Origin of the sequence: Pseudomonas sp. NPDC090233, assembly GCF_044772285.1 — a bacterium.
Lineage (GTDB): Bacteria > Pseudomonadota > Gammaproteobacteria > Pseudomonadales > Pseudomonadaceae > Aquipseudomonas.
In genome coordinates this window covers 1-16,888 of sequence record NZ_JBIVYQ010000003.1, presented here as the reverse complement: position 1 = coordinate 16,888, position 16,888 = coordinate 1, and the positions used below count along the sequence as shown (strand labels likewise).

Annotated in this window: 17 protein-coding genes; 14 read left to right on the top strand and 3 right to left on the bottom strand. The window is 62.5% G+C overall.

Features of this window, described 5'->3' with window-relative positions; all coding sequences use genetic code 11:
• Nucleotides 1-88 precede the first annotated feature (88 nt).
• Nucleotides 89-1,273, top strand: coding sequence for a trans-sulfuration enzyme family protein (locus ACIQUF_RS08135; RefSeq protein WP_403130395.1), 1,185 nt, complete (start codon nt 89-91; stop codon nt 1,271-1,273).
• 103 nt (nt 1,274-1,376) lie between these two features.
• On the opposite strand, the gene ACIQUF_RS08130 is transcribed toward ACIQUF_RS08135, so the two are convergent.
• Nucleotides 1,377-1,616: a YdcH family protein gene (locus ACIQUF_RS08130; RefSeq protein WP_403130392.1), complete on the bottom strand. Its 240-nt coding sequence runs from the start codon at nt 1,614-1,616 to the stop codon at nt 1,377-1,379.
• A 115-nt stretch (nt 1,617-1,731) separates the two neighbouring features.
• On the opposite strand from ACIQUF_RS08130, the gene ACIQUF_RS08125 reads away from it, so the two are divergent.
• From ACIQUF_RS08125 to ACIQUF_RS08105, 5 genes are all read left to right on the top strand, one after another.
• Nucleotides 1,732-2,097: a 5-carboxymethyl-2-hydroxymuconate Delta-isomerase gene (locus ACIQUF_RS08125; RefSeq protein WP_403130389.1), complete on the top strand. Its 366-nt coding sequence runs from the start codon at nt 1,732-1,734 to the stop codon at nt 2,095-2,097.
• A 164-nt stretch (nt 2,098-2,261) separates the two neighbouring features.
• Nucleotides 2,262-3,899 (top strand): phosphoethanolamine transferase, encoded by a 1,638-nt coding sequence (locus tag ACIQUF_RS08120; protein ID WP_403130386.1) that lies wholly within the window; start codon nt 2,262-2,264, stop codon nt 3,897-3,899.
• Nucleotides 3,900-4,004: 105 nt separating this feature from the next.
• Nucleotides 4,005-5,138, top strand: a complete 1,134-nt coding sequence (gene rnd / locus ACIQUF_RS08115; protein ID WP_403130383.1) for a ribonuclease D — start codon at nt 4,005-4,007, stop codon at nt 5,136-5,138.
• Complete coding sequence (locus ACIQUF_RS08110; RefSeq protein WP_403130380.1) at nt 5,135-5,428, top strand: YcgL domain-containing protein; 294 nt, start codon at nt 5,135-5,137, stop codon at nt 5,426-5,428. The genes rnd and ACIQUF_RS08110 overlap by 4 nt, the downstream gene beginning before the upstream one ends.
• 2 nt (nt 5,429-5,430) lie before the next feature.
• Nucleotides 5,431-6,363, top strand: coding sequence for a D-2-hydroxyacid dehydrogenase (locus tag ACIQUF_RS08105; protein WP_403130376.1), 933 nt, complete (start codon nt 5,431-5,433; stop codon nt 6,361-6,363).
• A gap of 100 nt (nt 6,364-6,463) precedes the next feature.
• On the opposite strand, the gene ACIQUF_RS08100 is transcribed toward ACIQUF_RS08105, so the two are convergent.
• The gene (locus tag ACIQUF_RS08100) at nt 6,464-7,057 is read right to left on the bottom strand and encodes a nitroreductase family protein (protein WP_403130374.1); all 594 of its coding nucleotides are present in this window, start codon (nt 7,055-7,057) and stop codon (nt 6,464-6,466) included.
• Between the two features lie 146 nt (nt 7,058-7,203).
• On the opposite strand from ACIQUF_RS08100, the gene ACIQUF_RS08095 reads away from it, so the two are divergent.
• Together ACIQUF_RS08095 and ACIQUF_RS08090 are read left to right on the top strand one after the other, a co-directional pair.
• On the top strand, nt 7,204-7,653 hold the full coding sequence (locus ACIQUF_RS08095) for a YcgN family cysteine cluster protein (RefSeq protein WP_403130371.1): 450 nt from the start codon (nt 7,204-7,206) through the stop codon (nt 7,651-7,653).
• 37 nt (nt 7,654-7,690) lie between these two features.
• Nucleotides 7,691-8,899 (top strand): hypothetical protein, encoded by a 1,209-nt coding sequence (locus ACIQUF_RS08090; RefSeq protein ID WP_403130368.1) that lies wholly within the window; start codon nt 7,691-7,693, stop codon nt 8,897-8,899.
• Nucleotides 8,900-9,004: 105 nt separating this feature from the next.
• On the opposite strand, the gene ACIQUF_RS08085 is transcribed toward ACIQUF_RS08090, so the two are convergent.
• Entirely contained in the window at nt 9,005-9,346 is a 342-nt protein-coding gene (locus ACIQUF_RS08085; protein WP_403130366.1) for a DUF2892 domain-containing protein, read from the bottom strand.
• A gap of 271 nt (nt 9,347-9,617) precedes the next feature.
• On the opposite strand from ACIQUF_RS08085, the gene gabP reads away from it, so the two are divergent.
• The 6 genes from gabP to ACIQUF_RS08055 all read left to right on the top strand — a co-directional run.
• A complete protein-coding gene (gene gabP / locus ACIQUF_RS08080) occupies nt 9,618-11,015 on the top strand; it encodes a GABA permease (protein ID WP_403130363.1) in 1,398 nt (465 codons plus the stop codon).
• A 284-nt stretch (nt 11,016-11,299) separates the two neighbouring features.
• A complete protein-coding gene (locus ACIQUF_RS08075) occupies nt 11,300-12,016 on the top strand; it encodes a GntR family transcriptional regulator (RefSeq protein WP_403130361.1) in 717 nt (238 codons plus the stop codon).
• Nucleotides 12,017-12,077: 61 nt separating this feature from the next.
• Nucleotides 12,078-13,397 (top strand): NAD(P)/FAD-dependent oxidoreductase, encoded by a 1,320-nt coding sequence (locus ACIQUF_RS08070; protein WP_403130358.1) that lies wholly within the window; start codon nt 12,078-12,080, stop codon nt 13,395-13,397.
• A gap of 182 nt (nt 13,398-13,579) precedes the next feature.
• On the top strand, nt 13,580-14,908 hold the full coding sequence (locus tag ACIQUF_RS08065; RefSeq protein ID WP_403130355.1) for an MFS transporter: 1,329 nt from the start codon (nt 13,580-13,582) through the stop codon (nt 14,906-14,908).
• A gap of 74 nt (nt 14,909-14,982) precedes the next feature.
• Entirely contained in the window at nt 14,983-15,876 is an 894-nt protein-coding gene (locus tag ACIQUF_RS08060; protein WP_403130351.1) for a dihydrodipicolinate synthase family protein, read from the top strand.
• Between the two features lie 11 nt (nt 15,877-15,887).
• The coding region (locus tag ACIQUF_RS08055) for an aldehyde dehydrogenase family protein (protein WP_403130348.1) at nt 15,888-16,888 on the top strand (1,001 nt) is incomplete at its 3' end.

Sequence of the window (16,888 nt, the reverse complement as noted above, 5' to 3'; positions counted from 1 at the left end):
ATTCGCCAGATTACCCCAGCGGTAGAAAAAAATCCCGAAGCGCCAGCCCTTGTCGTTTGTGCGATAGTTGCCTACTTAACATCTGCCAATGGGCCCGACCATGTCCGACAAGCCGCGCAACTTCGCCACCCGAATCATCCACGCCGGCGAGCAGTTCAGCGTCGCCGACAACGCGATCTTTCCGCCAATCTACACCGCCAGCTCTTACATCAAGCGCAGCCTCGACGACCACCCCGATTACGCCTACAGCCGCGTCGGCAACCCGACCCGGCATGCCTACGAAAGCTGCGTAGCGGCGCTGGAAGAGGGTGTCGGCGCGGTGGCCTGTGCCTCGGGTGTCAACGCTACGGCCACGGTGCTGGAGCTGCTGCCCAAGGACGCCCATGTGGTGGTGATGAACGGTGTCTACGGTGGCACCTTCCGCATCCTCGAAGACTATCGCGGGCACACCTCGGGCCTGACCACCACCTACGTCGACCTCAACGACATCGAGGCGGTGGCGGCGGCGATCAAGCCCGAGACCCAGCTGATCTGGATCGAGTCGCCGACCAACCCGCTGCTGCATTTGGTCGACATCAAGGCAGTCTGCGACCTGGCGAGGGCCCGCGGCATCCTCACCTGCATCGACAACACCTTCTGTTCCCCCTGGAACCAGCGGCCAATCACCTTGGGCGTGGACCTGGTGATGCACTCGGCCAGCAAATACATCGGCGGCCATTCCGACCTGACCGGCGGTGTGGTGGTGGCGGCCAGCGAGGCGCTGTACAAGCGCCTGCGCAAGATCAGCATGGCCGTGGGGGCAATCCAGGGGCCGTTCGATTGCTACCTGGCCCTGCGCGGCCTGAAGACCCTCGACGTGCGCATGGAACGCCAATGCGCCAATGCCCTGCAGGTGGCGCGTTTTCTCGAAAGCCACCCGCAGATCGAGCAGGTGTTCTATCCAGGGCTGGAGAGCCACCCGCAACATGCACTGTGCAAGCGCCAGATGCGGGCGGGCGGAGCGGTAGTGGCGATGAAGGTCAAGGGCGGCGACCGCGCGGCGCTCAACCGCCTGGTCGAGGCTTTGCGCATCTTTGTCCTGGCGGATTCGCTGGGCGGGGTGGAGAGCATGATCAACCACTCCTGGAGCATGTCGCACAACTCCCTGAGCCCGGAGCAGAAGGGCGAGATGGGGATCAGTGAGAACCTGCTGCGGCTGTCGATCGGGATCGAGGATTGCCAGGACCTGATCGAGGACCTGGAGGGGGCGTTGAAGGCTGCGGCTGCTGTGTGAGGGCTGCTGGCCTCTTCGCGCCTGAAGCCGCTCCTACAGGGGGGTGTGTAGAACCTGTAGGAGCGGCTTCAGCCGCGAAGAGGCCGGTGGGTTCAGCACAAAATCATGAAGATTTCGGCGGATGAATAATTCGCTCGATCTTGTCCTTGATCAACAGGCGCTCCTTGCGCAGGCGGTTGACGGTGTCGTCGTTGGTGCCATTGCCTTCGGCGGCAACCACCTCCTTGTCCTTGGCGTTGTATTCCTTGTGCAACGCATGCAGCGTCTGGTCCTTGTCAATGAGTGCCTGGAATGCGTCAGCGGTAACGTGCAAGTCAGCGAGCAGATCATGCGGAACTGGCATTTCTTCACCTCTGTCAGGGTTGTCGTTAAGGTCCTGACCTTTGAGGATAGCCGCCTTTGCGCGGGTGGGGGACTGGGGTAGGCTGTCGGTCTCTCCAACGCCTGGAACCTGTGCCATGCCTCACCTGAACCTGGAATACAGCGACAACCTGCGCGCGCTCAATGTCGACGTACTGCTGCTGCGCCTGAACCACGCCCTGTTCGGCAGCGGTCAGTTCGCCGACGAAGCGGACATCAAGAGCCGCGCTCAGGCGTTCAGCCATTACCGAGTGGGTACCGCGCCCGGTGACCGGGCGTTTGCCCATGTGCGCCTGGCCATCCTCAACGGGCGCTCCCACGAGGTGAAGCGGCAGTTGTCAGAAAGCCTGCTTGCAGTGCTGCGTGAAGCCGTGCCGCAGCAGGAGGGCATGGACCTGCAGTTGTGTGTGGAAGTGCTGGACATCGATCGCGAGCCCTACGCCAAGCTCCATCTGCCAGCCTGAACGGCGGCTGAATGAACGTTATTTAATGGATGAAAGACGCCACTTCACGGATTCGTTGGCGTCTTTTTCACGAAAAATTGATGGTGCGCTTTCTAGAGTTTCGACAACTTTCCCTGGGTGCCTGATGCCCGGGAGCTGATACTAACTCTGGATTAACAATACCCATGCTCACCTTCAAATCCCTGCGGACTGAATGGGTCACGCTGCTGGCCAGCGTTTACCTGTTGATCGGTTTCAACGTGTTCCTCTGGGAACACCTGCAGCAGGTGGTACCCTCCGGTTTGCCTGGGCTGTGGTTGATCCTGGCATTTGCTGCGCTGATGTTGTTCGCGTTCAATCTGGTGTTGACGCTGTTTGCTTTCCGCTATGTGTTGAAACCCCTGCTAATCGTGTTGTTCATGAGTGGTGCGGGCGTTGCGTACTTCATGAATCAATACGGTGTGCTTATTGATGCCGGCATGTTTCGTAATATGGCCGAAACCAATGTTGCGGAAGTTCGCGATCTGCTCTCTTTCAAGTTTGCCGCTTATTTGTTATTGCTGGGTGTAGTGCCGTCACTGTTACTGTGGAAAGCCCCCATTGCCTATCGTGCCTGGCACCGTGAAATCTTCGGCAAGCTTGTCGTTAGCGGCGCTTGTGTGGTGGCACTGGGCTCGGTGGCCCTGGTCAACTACCAAGGCCTGTCGTCGCTGTTTCGCAACCACCACGAACTGCGCCTGATGCTCACGCCCAGCAATATCGTCGGTGCTTCCATCAGTTATGCCAGCGAGCGTGTCGGTACTGCCGCCAGACCCTTCCAGCCTTACGGCACCGATGCTCGGCGCGATCCTGCCTGGCAGCAGCATGAGCGCAAATCGCTGACCGTACTGGTCGTCGGTGAAAGCGCGCGGGCAGACCACTTCGGCGTGCTCGGCTATGGCCGTGATACCACTCCTAACCTGGCCAGGCAGCAAGGGCTGCTGGCGTTCTCCGATGTGCGCTCCTGTGGGACCGAAACGGCTGTATCGGTGCCATGCATGTTCTCCGGCATGCCGCGCAAGGACTACGACGCCCGTGTGGCCAAGAGCCGCGAAGGGCTGCTGGATATCCTCCAGCGGGCGGGCCTGGCCGTGCAGTGGCGCGACAACCAGTCAGGCTGCAAGGGCACCTGCGACCGGGTGCAGTTCGTCGATGTCAGCAACCTGAAAGACCCGGCGCTGTGCGCCAACGGCGAATGTCACGACGAGATCCTGTTGCAGGGCCTGGGCGAGCTGCTCGATCACCTCGACAAGGACACCGTGCTGGTGCTGCACCAGATGGGCAGCCACGGCCCCGAGTATTTCAAGCGCTACCCGAGTGGCAGCGAGCGCTTCACCCCGGTGTGCCAGAGCAACGCCCTGAACCAGTGCAGCGAACAGCAGATCATCAATGGCTATGACAACACCCTGGCCTATACCGACAAGGTGCTGGCGAGTTTGATCGACACGCTGCGCAGCAAGCAGGACAAGGTCGACACGGCGATGATCTACCTGTCCGACCACGGCGAGTCGCTGGGTGAATACAACCTGTTCCTGCACGGCACCCCTTACGCCATCGCGCCTGACCAGCAAAAACACGTGCCGCTGCTGACCTGGTTCTCCGACAGCTACAAGGCGGATTTCGGCCTCGACACCGACTGCCTGGCCAAACTCAGCGATGCGCCACTGTCGCAGGACAACCTGTTCCACTCCATGCTCGGCCTGCTGCAGGTGCACACCCAGGTCTACCAGCAGTCGCTGGACCTGTTCGCCAGTTGCCGCCCGTGGCTGGCGGCCAAGCGCTGAGCGATTAATCTCTTTGTAATATCCTGAGAGGCGCGGCGGTCGCCAGGTTTCACCCGCAGCGCCCGCGCCGTATATACTGCGCGCCAATGTTTGTGGGAGAGCCTCGTGGCCATCGAAATACACTGGATCCGTGACGACCAGACCCTGGCCGAACTCTGCCAGAAGTGGCGCAAGCTGCCCTTCGTGGCGCTCGACACCGAATTCATGCGGGTCGACACCTTTTACCCGAAAGCCGGCCTGATCCAGATTGGCGACGGCGAGCGGGCTTTCCTCATCGACCCGTTGCTGATCAACGACTGGCAGCCGCTGGGTGAACTGCTCGAAGACGCTGGCGTGGTCAAAGTGCTGCACGCCTGCAGCGAAGACCTCGAGGTGCTGCTGCGCCTGACCGGCAAGCTGCCGCAACCGCTGTTCGATACGCAGCTGGCTGCCGGTTACCTGAACCTGGGCTTCTCGATGGGTTATTCGCGCCTGGTTCAAGAGGTGCTGGGCCTGGAGCTGCCCAAGGGCGAAACCCGCTCCGACTGGCTGCAGCGCCCGCTGTCGGAGACCCAGGTCAGCTACGCCGCCGAGGATGCCGTGCATCTGGCCGAGCTGTTCGCAGCCCTGCGCCCACGGCTGTCCGACGACAAGTACGCCTGGGTGTTGGAAGACGGCGCCGAACTGGTGGCGGCGCTGCGCCGCGAAGTCGACCCGCAGACGCTGTACCGCGACGTCAAGCTGGCCTGGAAGTTGCGCCCTCAGCAACTGGCCGTGCTGCGCGAGTTGTGCGCCTGGCGCGAGCGTGAGGCCCGCAGCCGCGATGTACCGCGCAACCGCATTCTCAAGGAACACTCGCTGTGGCCTATGGCCAAGAGCCAGCCGGACAACTTGTCGGCGCTGGCCAAAATCGAAGAAATGCACCCGCGCACCATCCGTCAGGATGGCGCCACGCTGCTCGAACTGATCAAAAAAGCCGCCAACGAGCCGTCCGAGCAATGGCCGGCGACCCTGCCCGAGCCGTTGCCGATCGAAGCCGCCGGCATCCTCAAGCGCCTGCGCGCCATCGGCCAGGCCGAAGGTGAGCGCCTTGGCATCGCCCCGGAGCTGATGCTGCGCAAGAAAGCCCTGGAAGCCCTTCTCAAAAGCGGCTACCCCAACGGCCCCTATCAATTGCCCGATTCGCTGCGCGGCTGGCGCCGTGAGCGGATGGGCCAGGCCCTGCTGGATGACCTGGCAGGTGCCGGAGAGACCCGATGAAACGTATTTGCTCTATCTACAAGAGCCCACGCAAGAACGAAATGTACCTTTACGTGCTCAAGGCCGAAGGCCTGGAGCGTGTGCCCGAGGCGCTGCTGCCGTTCTTCGGCAAGCCCGTGCACGCCTTCGACCTGGTGCTGACCCCCGAGCGCCAACTGGCCCGCGAAGACATCACCAAGGTGCTGGAAAACCTGGAAAACCAGGGCTACCACCTGCAGATGCCGCCAGCCGAAGACGAGTACATCGAGCACCTGCCCGAAGAGCTGCTGCGCCGTAACGATCCGGTCTGACCATGCGTGTATTGATCGCTGAGCACGACCATGCTCGCTACGCCGAGCTGTTGCGCGAAGCCGCGCCACAGCTGGAAGTCTTCACCAGCGGCGACTCCGCCGAACTGGCCTCGCAGGCCCCGCAGTGCCCGGTCTGGCTGGGCCAGCCGGACCTGCTGGCGAGTTTGCTGCGCCAGGGCCACAAGCCGGCCTGGATGCAGTCGACCTGGGCTGGCATCACGCCGTTGCTGGCAGAGGGTTTGCCGCGTGATTACCGGCTGACCCGTGCGGTCGGCATCTTCGGCCAGGTGATGGCCGAGTACATGCTCACCTACATGCTGGGGCATGAGCGCGAGGTGCTGTCGCGCCTGGTCAGCCAGGTCGAGCGCCGTTGGGACGACCGCCCGGGGCGTACGCTCGAAGGGCGCAAGGTGCTGATCGTGGGTACTGGCGATATCGGCCAGCGCGTGGCCGAGTTCCTCCTGCCGTTTGGCGTGATGCTGTACGGCATCGCTAGCACGGCGCGCGAGCAGGTACCGTTCATTGAAGTGGGCGGGTTGGCGGATTTGCCGCGGTTGGTCGGGCAGGTCGATTACGTGCTCAACTTGCTGCCGGATACGCCGGCGACCCATGACATTTACAACGCTGCACTGTTCAAGTGTTTCCAGCCCAGTGCACTGTTCATCAATGCCGGGCGCGGGGCGGCGGTGGTCGATGCCGACCTGGTCGAGGCACTGAAGGAGGGGCATCTGGCGGGTGCGGTGATCGATGTGTGTCGGCAGGAGCCGCTGCCGCAGCGTCATCCGTTCTGGACGGCCTGGGGGTTGTTGTTGACCGGGCACAGCTCGGCGCCCACTTCGCCGGCGGCAATGGTGCGGTTGTTTGTCGAGAATGTGCAGGCGTACCAGGCGGGGCAGGGGTTGCGTGGGGAAGTGGATTTCGCCAAGGGTTACTGATGGGTGAGCCTGTGCTGGCCTCATCGCGGATGAATCCGCTCCTACAGGATTCGTAGGAGCGGATTCATCCGCGATGAGGCCAGAACAGGCAATGCCAGATTTAAAGGCTGAAATCCCCCTCAGCCGCCAGCTCGCTCAGCGGCCGGCGCGGGCTTGGCACTTCACGCGCCTGCAGGCCCTCGTCCAGGCTCGCCTTGTCGCCCAATTTACCGATCGCCACCATGGCATGCAGCTCATAGCCTTCCGGCACCTTCAGCTCGCTGCGTGCCAGTTCCTTGTCGAACCCGGCCATGCCGTGGGTATGCCAGCCGCTGATGCTCGCCTGCAACGCCAGATGCCCCCAGGCGGAACCGGTGTCGAAGGTGTGCCACAACGCCGGCTTTTCTTCACTGGCGCCCGGCGCGGCAAAGGTGGTCTTGGAAATCACCAGCACCAGCGCCGAAGCCTGTTGCGCCCAGCTGCGGTTGAAGGGCACCAGCAGGTTCAGGTAGCGCTCCCAGTTCGGCGTGTCGCGGCGGGCATAGAGGAAGCGCCACGGCTGCGAGTTGTAGGCCGACGGCGCCCAGCGTGCGGCTTCGAGGAAGCTCAGCAGGGTTTCTTCGCTGATCGGCTCGGCAGTGAAGGCCCGTGGCGACCAGCGGTTGATGAACTGTTCGTTGATGGCGTAATCGGCAATGCGGGGGGTGGCGCTCATGGCTGCTCCTGCAACGGGCGGGGAAAGACCGCACGCTACTGCGTCCGCTCGGTACTGACAAGCGGTCTGGCGTTGCGCAAGGCCAGGCTCTAGACTGGCGCCGCCGCGCGCCGCGGCCTACGAGATGACTGCAGGAAACCCGTGTGATGATCGCTGAAAGCGCGCCGTTCTGGCGGCGCAAGACCCTCGAACAACTCGACCCGCAAGAGTGGGAGTCGCTGTGTGACGGCTGCGGCCTGTGCTGCCTGCAAAAGCTCGAGGACGAGGAAGACAACAGCGTCTATTACACGCGCATCGCCTGCAAACTGCTGGATATGAACACCTGCCAGTGCAGCGACTACCCCAACCGCTTCGCCGAAGTGCCCGACTGCATCCAGCTCACCCCAGGCAAGGCCGACCAGTTCAAGTGGCTGCCGAGCACCTGCGGCTATCGCCTGGTCAGTGAGGGCAAGGACCTGCCGGCCTGGCATCACCTAGTCTGCGGTGATCGCCAGCAGGTCCATGAACAGCGCATTTCCCAGTCGGGGCGTATGCTCAGGGAGCAGGATGTGGATGAAGACGACTGGGAAGACCACCTGATCTTTCGCGCCAGCTGAGCGGCGCAGCTCGTCTCTGGGAACAAGGAGTTTCGCTATGCGTTGCCAGCTGTTGCTGCTTCTGGGCCTCATGGCCTGTACGCCGGCCTGGGCGAAAAAGGTCGATCTCGACTATCAAGTGCGCCTGTTGCCCGCCAATGGCCAGGCCGAAGTGCGCATGACCCTGGCTGATGGCAGCGCTGTGCGCAGTCTCGACTTCGACCTGGGCAAGGCGGGGGCCTACAGTGGTTTTCAGGCTGACGGCCAGTGGCAGCTTAAAGGCGAGCGCGGCGTTTGGCGCCCGGCGGCGGGCAAGACCAGCCTCAGCTACCGGGTCAATCTGGACCAGAAACTGCGTAGCGGCGCCTATTCCTCGCGCATCACGCCCCACTGGGCGCTGTTTCTCGGCGATCAGCTGATACCGCCGGCACGCCTCGATCAACAGGACGGCACCGAACTGGTGGCGCGCCTCTCGGTCGACCTGCCCGAGGGCTGGAAGAGCATCGAAACCTCCTGGCCGCGAGTCGGCAATAACAAATTCCGTATCGACAACGTTTCGCGCCTGTTCGACCGTCCCACCGGCTGGATGCTTGCCGGTGACCTCGGTAGCCGTCGTGCACGCCTTGGCGAGACCGAGGTGACCGTAGCGGCCCCCGTGGGGCAGGGCATGCGCCGGATGGACAGCCTGACCTTGCTGACCTTCGTCTGGCCGCACCTGCAGGCCGTGTTCCCGCGCAACCCGCCCAAGCTGCTGCTGGTCGGTGCCCGCGACGGCATGTGGCGCGGGGCGATGTCGGCGCATGGATCGCTGTACCTGCACAGCGGCAGGCCGATGATCAGCGAGAGTGGCAGCAGCCCGTTGCTGCGCGAGCTGGTTCAGCTGTTTGCACAGATTCGCGTCAGTGCCGACAGCGACTGGCTCGGCCAGAGCCTGACCGATTATTACGCCAACGAGCTGCTGCGCCGCGCCGGGGGCGTGAGCGATGACCGCTACCAGGTGTGGCAGGCGCGTTTGCAGAAGCAGGGGGCCAAGGTCACGCAGCTGCGCGGTGAACATGCCAGCGCTGCGCAGGTGGCGCGCGGTGTGTTGCTGTTGCAGGCGTTGGACACGGAAATCCGCATTCATACCCAGGCCAAGCGCTCGTTGGATGATGTGACCCAGGCGTTGATGCGCTTGCCGAAGGTGAGTACTGAAGAGTTCGTGCAGATCAGCGAGAGCGTGCTGGGGCGGCGGTCCGAGGTGTTGCAGAGCAAGGCCCTGCGCTGAAATTTTTGTTGTCAGTACTGACCTCTTCGCGGCTAAAGCCGCTCCCACGGGTGGTGTACTTGTGGGAGCGGCTTTAGCCGCGAAGAGGCCAGCATGGTTAACCCATCAACTACCGGCCAACGGATCCTTCCCCGTCACCGTAACCCCTCGCATCGCCGAATCTGCACTGCGCTTGAGCGCCTCCAGCTCCCCGGCACTGCGCTCGATATCCGCGCGCAACCGGTGATACTCCTGACGATGCTGCAGGAACCAGGCCTTGGCCCCGCAATGCCCGCTGACCCCGCGCGCCACCGCAACGCCGCCTACCACCATCTGCAGCAGCCCGATCAGGCCGCCGTGGCGCAGCCCCTTGGTGAACATCAGCGCCCCGCCGGCCAAGGAACCAACCCGCTCCAGGCCATGGACATTGTGTTCTGCCGAGGCCGAACTGGAATGAATATCGAGCATGACAAACCCTCCCTGCGAAATGTAAGCAAGTGACCGGTCATTTGCCGTAGCCGTTCAGTCGGCATGCCGAGCGGTTCACCAAGGCGCGGCGATGGCTCTGCAATGCGCCTTTTAACTTGGCCAATGTCAGGTCTGGTAAAGTGCATGGCGGACTGGGGCAACTGGCCAGGCCCATCGCGCATTAACTTGACCAGGCGCGAAGCTCATCCACGCTGGGTTTCGATCCAGGAGCTTCACGTCCCCCTCCACAAAAACAAAAGCAGGGATCAGGATGACAACGACAAGCGCGAGTGGCGCCGGCAATCAGCTGGCGCAAGGCTTCAAGCAACGCCATGTGACCATGCTTTCCATTGCCGGGGTGATCGGTGCCGGGCTGTTCATCGGCTCTGGCCACGCCATCGCCGCCGCTGGTCCCTCGGCCATCGTCGCCTATGCACTAGCCGGGGCGCTGGTGGTGCTGGTGATGCGCATGCTTGGCGAAATGGCAGTCGCCAGCCCCGACACCGGCTCCTTCTCCACTTATGCCGACCGCGCCATCGGGCGTTGGGCAGGATTCACCGTCGGCTGGCTGTACTGGTGGTTCTGGGTGCTGGTGATCCCCATCGAAGCCATCGCCGCTGGCGTGGTCCTCAACAACTGGTTCCCGCACATCGATGCCTGGTTCTTCGCCCTGAGCATGACCGTGCTGCTGACCGCCACCAACCTGTTCAGCGTGGCCAAGTACGGCGAGTTCGAATTCTGGTTCGCCATGCTCAAGGTGATCGCCATCGTCGCCTTCATCGTCCTTGGTGCTGCGGCATTGGCTGGGGTGTTGCCGGGGCGTGAGGTCAGCGGCCTGCCGCGCCTGTTGGAGCAGCAGGGCGGCTTCATGCCCAATGGCTGGACGGCGATCATCGGCGCATTGCTGACCACCATGTTCAGCTACCTGGGCACCGAAGCGGTGACCATCGCGGCTTCAGAGTCCAAAGACCCGGCGCGCAACATCGCCAAGGCCACCCGCTCGGTGATCTGGCGGATCAGCGTCTTCTACCTGCTGTCGATCTTCGTGATCATCTCGGTAGTACCGTGGAACGACCCGCTGCTGCCGGTGCAGGGCTCGTACCAGCGCGCGCTGGAAATCATGCACATTCCCTATGCCAAGTTCCTGGTGGACATGGTGGTATTGGTGGCAGTGGCCAGCTGCCTGAACTCGTCGATCTACATCTCGTCGCGGATGCTCTACTCGCTGAGCAAGCGTGGCGATGCCCCAGGCTTCATCCAGCGTACCTCCAAGGTTGGCGTGCCGCGCGCAGCGGTGATCGGCAGCACTCTGATCGGCGCCCTGGCCACCATCGTCAATTACTTCGCACCGGCTGAGGTGTTCGCCTTCCTGCTGGCAAGCTCCGGTTCGATTGCCTTGCTGGTGTACCTGGCGATTGCCTGCTCGCAGCTGCGCATGCGCGCCATCTTGCAGCGGCAGAACGTCGAGATCGCCTTCCGGATGTGGCTGTACCCGTGGCTGACCTACGCGGTGATCGGCTTCATCGTGTTCGCCCTGGGGACCATGTTCGTGATGCCGCAACATCGTATGGAGGTGTCGCTGACCTTGGCCCTGGCAGTGGTGATCCTGGTGCTGGGCGTAATCAGCGGCCGGCGCCATGAGCGGCGAGAGGCCCTGGCGGCTGCCTGACTTCGCGCGGTGACGGGATGAAAGCCACCTTCTGCAGGTGGCTTTTTTCGTTGGGGCTCAATAGGTTCTGCATTTTTGTCTTGTCTGGATAATTACCTGTCCGGTTTGGCAATGCAGTCTCAAGGGTGTTTAATCTCACCTCTGTAACCCGCTCAAGCCCTTTAAATCAGGGGCTTTTAGAGATTTCGCCGTTCATCGAAAATGCTGTAGACACATTGTCTAACAGTGCCATATAGTCGTTATACAAATAGTAGACAAAGTCTATGACAACAAAGAAGGCCGCCATGAAAGCCACCGTTGAATCCATCACCGCAGAGGTGCCGCAGGACCGCAAGGCCGTCCTCGCCGAAGCGTTGCGCCGCCGGATCCTCAGCATGGAGCTGGCCCCAGGCGCGGTGGTGGACGAACTGGCCCTGTGCGACGAGTTCGGCCTGTCGCGCCCCCCGGTCCGTGAGCTGCTGCGCCAAATCGCCGCCGAAGGCTACATCGAGCTGGAAGCCAACCGCGCACCGCGCGTGGCCGCGATGAACCACGAATCGCTGCACAGCTTCTATGTCGCCGCACCGCTCATCTACGTCGCCACCACTCAGCTGGCGGCCACCTACGCCACCGAAGCCGAAATCGAAGTGCTCAAGGCCATCCAGGCGCAGTTCCGCCAGGCCATCGAAGAGCGCGACGTGGAAAACCGCGTGCTCTACAACGACGCCTTCCACCTGGAAATCGGCAAGATGGCGCACAACGAATACCTCATGCCTACCCTGCGTCGAATCCTCATCGACCACACACGGCTGGGCAAGATCTTCTATCGCCATCCCACCACCGATGACATGCAACGCGATCTGGAGCTTGCCTGCGAGCAGCACGAGCAGATCATCGTCGCCATCGAACAGCGCGATCCACAAACCGCCGGCAGGGTGGTGCGCGAGCACATGGAGCTGTCGCGCAGGCGCATGGCCGAGTACGCCGCACCGCAAGCGCTGGATGTACCGATTCAGATATGAGTTCCACCGGTTGCGCCGTTGGCGCTGACCGCTCGTCAACAACAAGATCCAGGTTAGTGACATGACAAGAATAAGTTCGTTACCTGCCGATGATGCCACCTGTGGTTGGTATCACCTGAGCAAACCCCGCACGCCCCGGCCGGCACACAGCGGCCACAGCCAGGCACGCTGGGTGGTGGTCGGCGCCGGCTTCACCGGGCTGGCCGCAGCACGCCAGCTGGCGACGAACTTTCCGGACGACGAGATCGTACTGATCGAGGCCCAGGAGGTCGGTTATGGCACCTCCGGGCGCAACGCCGGTTTTGCCATCGACCTGCCCCACGACATCGGCGCCGAGGACTACATCGGCGACATCGGTATCGCCAAGACCGTACTCAAGCTCAACCTTGGCGGCCAGTCGTACCTCAAGGAACTGATCGAGCGCTATGACATCGAGTGCCAGTTCCGCCACTGCGGCAAGTACCAGGCAGCCATTGAAGACCGTGGCATCGCCGTGCTGGATGCCTACCGCCGTGGCCTGGACAAACTTGGCCAGCCCTATGAAGTGATCGAAGGCCGCGACCTGCCGGAGCACATCGGCACGCACTTCTACCGCAAGGGCCTGTTCACCCCCGGCACGGCGCTGCTGCAGCCCTCGGCGCTGGTGAAGGGGCTGGCCGACAGCCTGCCGAGCAACGTTTCGCTCTACGAAAACACCCCCATTACCGACGTCGACTACGGCGACAAGGTGGTGCTGCGCCACGCCAACGGTTCGATCACCGCCGACAAGCTGGTGCTCACCACCAACGCCTTCGGCATGAGCTTCGGTTTCCTCAAGGGCCGCATGCTGCCCGTCTTCACCTACGGCAGCATCACCCGCCCGCTGACCGAGGAAGAACAGGCACGCCTGGGCGGCAAGCCATACTGGGGCGTGATCCCGGCAGACCCGTTCGGCACCACCATGCGCCGCACGGTCGACAACCGCCTGCTGATCCGCAACAGCTTCAGCTACAACCCCGATGGGCGCAGCAACCGCAAATACCTCGACCGTTTCGTTCAGCGCCACCGCGATTCCTTTGCCCGGCGCTTCCCGATGTTGCCGGGTGTTGAATTCGAATATACCTGGGGCGGTGCATTGGCACTTTCGCGCAACCACATGGGCTTCTTCGGCAAGTTGGCGCCCAATGTTGTCGGCGCATTGTGTTGCAACGGTTTGGGCGTTACCCGTGGCACGGTCACCGGCAAGTTGCTGGCCGACTGGTTGGCCGGTGACAAGAACGAACTTATCGAATTTCTGCTCAATGCCCCCGGGCCTTGTGCGAATCCACCGCAGCCCTTGGTATCCCTGGGCTTGAACGCCAACCTGATGTGGGGGCAAATGCGCGCTGGTAAGGAAAGCTGACGCTTAACCAAGTTAGGCCATTGAATTTTTAACGCCGGCCCTGTTTGGCCGGTACGGGCTCGCTTTGCCCGAAATTGATGATCGAGATGCGCTATCCGGTCACCCGGGGCTGAAGACGTTTTCAGTTTCGCGGACGCGCTCGCCTTGAAAACGTGCATGTAAATGAAGTGGTAGGAACAACAATGACAAGTCCGAATATTTCGATTGAAGATGTACCGATCAACCGCTTTCACCAATTGCTGACCTTGCGTTCCGGTGGCGGCTCGTTCGTCGACGGCTACGTGCTGAGTATCATCGGCGTGGCCATGGTGCAGATGTCCGCAGGTCTGGGCCTGACCAGTTTCTGGCAGGGCATGATCGCCGCTTCGGCGCTGATCGGCATTTTCTTTGGTGGCTTCTTCGGCGGTTGGCTGACCGACCGCTTCGGCCGCAAACGGGTGTTCTTCGTCGGCCCGACCTTGTTCATCGTCGCCTCGGTCGCGCAGTTCTGGGTGGAGTCGGCGCTGGCCCTGTTCCTGCTGCGTTTTTCCATCGGCATCGCGGTGGGCATCGAATACCCGGTGGCGACTTCGCTGCTGGTCGAGTTCCTGCCCAAGAAAAACCGCGGCCCACGCCTGGCCACCCTGACCGTGCTTTGGTTTGCCGGTGCCGCCACCGCTTACATGATCGGTGAAGCCATCCTGCGCCACGGCGGAGACGATGCCTGGCGCCTGGTGCTGGCCAGCGCCGCCGTGATCGGTGCATTGCTGTTCGCCATTCGCCTGGGCACGCCCGAATCGCCGCGTTGGTTGATCAGCAAGGGCCGCTCGGCTGAAGCGGAACAGGTGATCAAAGACGTGTACGGCAACGACTTCTCCCTGCGCAACCTGCCCGAGGAGCCAAAGTCCCGCAAGCTGTCGTTCCTCAGCCTGCTGCACTCCGGCTACGGCAAACGCATGCTGTTCGTCACCATGTTCTGGACCTGCTCGGTGATCCCGGTGTTCGCCGTCTACGCCTTCGCCCCCAAGGTGCTGGGCGCGCTCAACCTCAAGGGTGACTGGGCCTCGATCGGTTCGGTGGCGATCACCTGCCTGTTCGTGGTCGGCTGCATCATCGGCACCCGCCTGCTCAATACCATCGGTCGGCGCACCACGCTGCTGCACAGCTTCTTCTGGTCGGGGCTGGCGCTGCTGGGCCTGGGCGCTTTCAGCAGTGGCAACGAGATGCTCATCCTGGTGCTGTTCGGTGCCTATGCTTTGTTCATCGGTGGTGCCCAGGTGCTGCAGCTGGTTTACCCCAACGAGCTGTTCCCCACTGAAATCCGTGCTGGCGCCGTGGGCGTGGGCACTTCCATGTCGCGGGTCGGTGCTGCGGTCGGTACCTGGCTGGTACCCATTGCCCTCGACAGCTATGGCATCGGCGCAACCATGTATGCCGCCGCCGCCGTCACCTTCGTCGGCCTGGCCTTCTCGATCGCCCTGGCCCCTGAGACCCGTTCGCTGAACCTGCAACAGGCCGCTTCGCTGGGCTGAACCCCTACAACGTGCCGCTGCCTCGATCCGCGGCGGCCTTTTACAACACTGATCAACGCACTGGAGAAACTACCGTGAAATTCGAAGGCATCTACACCCCGGCAATCACTCCGCTGGCTGCGGACGGCTCGATCGACAAGGCAGCATTTGCCGAGGTCCTCGAATACCTGGTCGAATCGAAAATCCACGGCGTGATCATCGGTGGTTCCACCGGTGAGTATTACGCGCACACCACCCAGGAGCGCATCGAGCTGGCCGCCCAGGCCAAGGACGTGCTCAATGGCCGCCTGCCATTGATCGTCGGCACCGGTGGCATCCGCACCGAAGACGCCGTGGCGTTCGCCCAGCACGCCAAGGAAATCAAGGCCGACGCGCTGCTGGTGGGTACCCCGCCGTACGCGCTGCCGACCCAGCAGGAAATCGCCCAGCACGTCAAAGCCGTCGACGCCGCCGCTGGCCTGCCGATCATGCTCTATAACTACCCAGGCCGCATGAGCGTGAGCATGGGCGAGGAATTCTTCGATGCCGTGGCTGATGTGAAGAACATCGTCGCCATCAAGGAAAGCTCCGGCGACATGGCCCAGCTGCACCGCCTGGCCATCCAGCGCCCGAACATCCAGCTGTCGTGCGGCTGGGACGACCAGGCTTTGGAATTCTTCGCCTGGGGCGCCCAGAGCTGGGTCTGCGCCGGTTCCAACTTCATCCCGCGCGAGCACGTGGCCCTGTATGAGGCCTGTGTGATCGAGAAGAACTTCGACAAGGGCCGCAAGATCATGAGCGCGATGATGCCGCTGATGGACTTCCTCGAAGGTGGCAAGTTCGTCCAGTCGATCAAGTACGGCGTGGCCCTCAATGGCCTGAGCACCGGTGGCGTGCGCAAGCCGCTGTCCGAGCTGGACGCCGCCGAGAAAGAAGAACTGCAGCGCGTGGTCAGCACCCTGAAGGCCACCATCGCCCAGATCAAATAAGGAGCACGCAAATGGCTGATTTGCTGAGCAAGGAACAATACGCGGCCATCGCCGCCGACCTGCAACTGCGCACCAAGGCATTCATTGACGGTGAATTCCGCGATGCCATTTCGGGGCGCACCTTCGTCACCACCAACCCGGCTACCGGCAAGCAGCTGGCTGAGGTCGCCGCCTGTGACGTCGACGACGTCAACGTCGCCGTCGCCGCAGCCAAGCGCGTGTTCGAAGCGGGCACCTGGTCGAAGATGCAGCCGAACGACCGCAAGCACGTGCTGCAGAAGTTCGCCCAACTGCTGGAAGACAACGCCCACGAGCTGGCGGTGCTGGAAGCCCTGGACAGCGGCAAGCCGGTCAGCGAGTGCCAGAACGTCGACGTGCCGGAAACCATCCACACCATCCGCTGGCACGCCGAGCTGATCGACAAGATCTACGACGCCACTGCCCCGACCGGCAACGCTGCCGTGACCATGGTCGTGCGCGAAGCCATCGGCGTGGTCGGCCTGGTGCTGCCGTGGAACTTCCCGCTGCTGATGCTGGCCTGGAAGATTGCCCCGTCGCTGGCCGCCGGTTGCTCGATCGTGGTCAAGCCGGCCAAGGAAACCACCCTCAGCGCCTTGCGCGTGGCGGAACTGGCCCACGAAGCCGGTATCCCGGCGGGTGTGTTCAACCTGGTACCTGGCGGTGGCCGTGAAGTGGGCGAAGCCATTGGCCGCCACATGGACATCCCGATGGTCAGCTTCACTGGCTCCACCGACACCGGCCGTCTGTTCCTGAAGTACGCCGCCGAATCCAACCTCAAGCGCATCGTGCTGGAGCTGGGTGGCAAAAACCCGGCCGTGGTCATGAACGACTGCGAAGACTTGAACGAAGTGGCCGAGTTCGTCACGGCCGGTGCGTTCTGGAACATGGGCGAGAACTGCTCGGCGTCCTCGCGCCTGATCGTCCACAAGGACGTCAAGGACGAGCTGCTGAGCCTGATCGCCAAGCACCTGAAGGACTGGAAACTGGGCGA

What these genes read in the sequence shown, in the direction of transcription:
- ACIQUF_RS08090 (WP_403130368.1), top strand. Translation starts at nt 7,691, where the DNA reads ATGCGTTGCCAGCTGTTGCTGCTTCTGGGCCTCATGGCCTGTACGCCG.
- ACIQUF_RS08105 (WP_403130376.1), top strand. Translation starts at nt 5,431, where the DNA reads ATGCGTGTATTGATCGCTGAGCACGACCATGCTCGCTACGCCGAGCTG.
- ACIQUF_RS08110 (WP_403130380.1), top strand. Translation starts at nt 5,135, where the DNA reads ATGAAACGTATTTGCTCTATCTACAAGAGCCCACGCAAGAACGAAATG.
- ACIQUF_RS08065 (WP_403130355.1), top strand. Translation starts at nt 13,580, where the DNA reads ATGACAAGTCCGAATATTTCGATTGAAGATGTACCGATCAACCGCTTT.
- ACIQUF_RS08075 (WP_403130361.1), top strand. Translation starts at nt 11,300, where the DNA reads ATGAAAGCCACCGTTGAATCCATCACCGCAGAGGTGCCGCAGGACCGC.
- ACIQUF_RS08100 (WP_403130374.1), bottom strand. Translation starts at nt 7,057, where the DNA reads ATGAGCGCCACCCCCCGCATTGCCGATTACGCCATCAACGAACAGTTC.
- ACIQUF_RS08125 (WP_403130389.1), top strand. Translation starts at nt 1,732, where the DNA reads ATGCCTCACCTGAACCTGGAATACAGCGACAACCTGCGCGCGCTCAAT.
- gabP (WP_403130363.1), top strand. Translation starts at nt 9,618, where the DNA reads ATGACAACGACAAGCGCGAGTGGCGCCGGCAATCAGCTGGCGCAAGGC.
- ACIQUF_RS08120 (WP_403130386.1), top strand. Translation starts at nt 2,262, where the DNA reads ATGCTCACCTTCAAATCCCTGCGGACTGAATGGGTCACGCTGCTGGCC.
- ACIQUF_RS08070 (WP_403130358.1), top strand. Translation starts at nt 12,078, where the DNA reads ATGACAAGAATAAGTTCGTTACCTGCCGATGATGCCACCTGTGGTTGG.
- ACIQUF_RS08085 (WP_403130366.1), bottom strand. Translation starts at nt 9,346, where the DNA reads ATGCTCGATATTCATTCCAGTTCGGCCTCGGCAGAACACAATGTCCAT.
- ACIQUF_RS08135 (WP_403130395.1), top strand. Translation starts at nt 89, where the DNA reads ATGGGCCCGACCATGTCCGACAAGCCGCGCAACTTCGCCACCCGAATC.
- ACIQUF_RS08095 (WP_403130371.1), top strand. Translation starts at nt 7,204, where the DNA reads ATGATCGCTGAAAGCGCGCCGTTCTGGCGGCGCAAGACCCTCGAACAA.
- ACIQUF_RS08130 (WP_403130392.1), bottom strand. Translation starts at nt 1,616, where the DNA reads ATGCCAGTTCCGCATGATCTGCTCGCTGACTTGCACGTTACCGCTGAC.